This window comes from Hydrocoleum sp. CS-953 (assembly GCF_002260545.1).
Classification (GTDB): domain Bacteria; phylum Cyanobacteriota; class Cyanobacteriia; order Cyanobacteriales; family Microcoleaceae; genus Trichodesmium.
Map to the genome: position 1 here is coordinate 1 of NZ_LGSU01000356.1, position 2,845 is coordinate 2,845.

Consider the following 2,845-nt stretch of genomic DNA (forward strand, 5'->3'; position numbering starts at 1 on the left):
CCCTACTCCCTACTCCCTACTCCCTATTTAAAAAGAAACTGGCACCAACTTCAAAGGTCCAACCCCCAATTCTTGAGATGACAGCGATCGAACCTCAAACAAAGCCATCATATCCTTAAATTCAGGTTGACCACGGGAAGCACCTGTAATACCTCTAGCAATAATCAAACCACACCAACCACGAGTAGCAATGCAACGCTCGTCCCATTTTTCTCTAGCTTCCTGGTGTACAGGGTCATTTTGCATAAATTCACCAAATAAATGCAGTACACCATCATAAGTTTTCAATATGCCCAAATCATAATTTTTTTCCTCCATAGGGTCTTCCCCTGGATTAAATCCTATACCATGAAGTCCCTGAGCTTCTTCTAAATCTGTTATCAACTTAGTTGCTTTTGGCAGAGAAGTTTGAATTAAAATTATTGGTAGACCTTCTCCTGATGTTTCAATATCTTCGTCGGCTGGCTGATATTGTTTAGTATTATCCCTTAAATATTCCACTGTCTCCCAAGGCACTACTCCCAAACTCAAGAAAGAATTTGGTGGAACCAAATCATCTTTAAGCATAGGCATTTCAATTTCTAATTCTTCATCTCCTTCCGCGTCAGACTCCACAGCCATTTCATATAATTCTTCTGCTACTTCTGGCATAGTTGTGACTTTAACTGATGCTACCTGGTCTGATTGAGGTATGGGAATGCGGTAGCGACTACTAATGCTAGGGAATTTATCACCCATCATTTTCTTGCGGGAGCCTCGCAANTCTTTAAGCATAGGCATTTCAATTTCTAATTCTTCATCTCCTTCCGCGTCAGACTCCACAGCCATTTCATATAATTCTTCTGCTACTTCTGGCATAGTTGTGACTTTAACTGATGCTACCTGGTCTGATTGAGGTATGGGAATGCGGTAGCGACTACTAATGCTAGGGAATTTATCACCCATCATTTTCTTGCGGGAGCCTCGCAAAAAGCGATGTAGTGCTTCTAAAGTAACTAATGTTGTAAGTGCTTCCTCTTCATAGAGAATAGACCTTAAACCTTCTAAAGGATGTAAATTACCAAAATTGGCCTGAATTTCTGATATTGATAAATTTTCTAGATTTGTATCCCCATTCTCATTATCTTCATCCTCCTCCTGAAAACTATCGTAAGTAATAAAAAGGCAATCTTGCCCTAAAAAAGCTTCTTCTAAATTTTCATAAGATTTTTCATAAGCTACTCTTTCTCTAAACCTTTTCAGAGAATCTAAAGAACGATACAACAAAATTCCATAATCCATGCCCAATTTACCCAAAACACAGATATATAGATTTTCAATATCCCATTGATTAAGTTCTATAGAGATAATTTGATGCTCTCCTAATATTTCCCAAGGAGCATCATCCCAAATTTGGTCTGCTTTTTCCACTAAAGCTTCTGCATATTCAGGAGGTAACTGAGGCGGACGATTATCTGATACTTCCTGTAGTCCCCGAAATATTTCATCAATTAGAGGTAAATCTGGTACATAATCAATTGTAATTCCTAAGTTTTGTAAGACACCCCTAAGAAAAAATTGAATTTCTCGGTCTTTGACAACTATTTTTTGTGGCCTAATTGCTGGAGCTGGACTTTGAGGATTTTCCATAGCTCTCAGTAATGTCCGAACAATTGCTTCGGGGCCAGTATCTGGCGTTACCATATCCATTGCTCTGACCATGCCATGGGAGCCATCTACCCAGATAATACATTCGTTTGTTTTTTCTGACTCTAATTCTGGGTTAGAGCTGGAGTNTCCTAAGTTTTGTAAGACACCCCTAAGAAAAAATTGAATTTCTCGGTCTTTGACAACTATTTTTTGTGGCCTAATTGCTGGAGCTGGACTTTGAGGATTTTCCATAGCTCTCAGTAATGTCCGAACAATTGCTTCGGGGCCAGTATCTGGCGTTACCATATCCATTGCTCTGACCATGCCATGGGAGCCATCTACCCAGATAATACATTCGTTTGTTTTTTCTGACTCTAATTCTGGGTTAGAGCTGGAGTCTGAATATATAGGACGGCGATCGCCTTCCCATACACTAGGAACTTGTTGTAATTTTTGTAACCTACGAATTGTTGAAGGATTGAGAGCTACCATATACTAAGCCTGTGAAAGTGAAGCAATTGCTGGATATTTTTTCCTTTGACCTTAAACCATATTTTTATCAATGTATTTTTATATACATTTTTCTGGAACGGTCTTGCTAGCATGAGGAGAATTGTCTCTTTGACGATACTGAACTATTGCTAGGAGCGAGTGGGTGATATAATCATACAAAAGTGTCCGAGACTTGATACATATTTATACCCATCTTTCAATGATTCTAGCATTAGTAAGGATAGTCTTTAAAACAACTATAGACAAGTATAATCAGTATATGGGATTTTTTAGGGACTAAATATTTATTGCTTGTAATTCCAATCAGAATTCAGGTACAAAACTATGGGTTCTTGGTTGCAGGGTAAAGAGAAAATAAAAGAAGAAAAACTATACCAATCCTATTTTATTTGTGTCCAAAATATTGTCACTTTTGGGAAATAGGTAACAGGCAATAGTTGATATGCAAGGGTTTTGGAGTTTATTTCTAGTTTTTAAATTGTTACAACCTGTTGAGGATTGCTATATACTATTTTAAGTTATTTTTCCCTAAATCTCAGGTTTTCAACCAAAATGTTCCTAATATTGAACAAAAAATTTTGATTGATGATCATTATTCTTTTCGGAATTGTTTTTCTTGATCTAGTTGGCTTTAAACCTTAATTATTCGGTAAAGCAAGTTATCGCATTAGGGAAAAAATTGAAAGCTTAGTTAAGGATTTGC

The 2,845-nt window shown here is 37.3% G+C and carries 3 pseudogenes; all 3 read right to left on the reverse strand.

From position 1 onward, the window contains the following. Nucleotides 1-27: 27 nt before the first annotated feature. A pseudogene (locus tag AFK68_RS38020) lies at nucleotides 28-762 on the reverse strand (hypothetical protein); the annotation flags it as partial. Nucleotide 763: 1 nt separating this feature from the next. Then, a pseudogene (locus AFK68_RS40925) lies at nucleotides 764-1,775 on the reverse strand (hypothetical protein); the annotation flags it as partial. Between the two features lies 1 nt (nucleotide 1,776). Then, nucleotides 1,777-2,121 (reverse strand): annotated as a pseudogene (locus tag AFK68_RS40930) (hypothetical protein); the annotation flags it as partial. Between the last annotated feature and the right edge of the window lie 724 nt (nucleotides 2,122-2,845).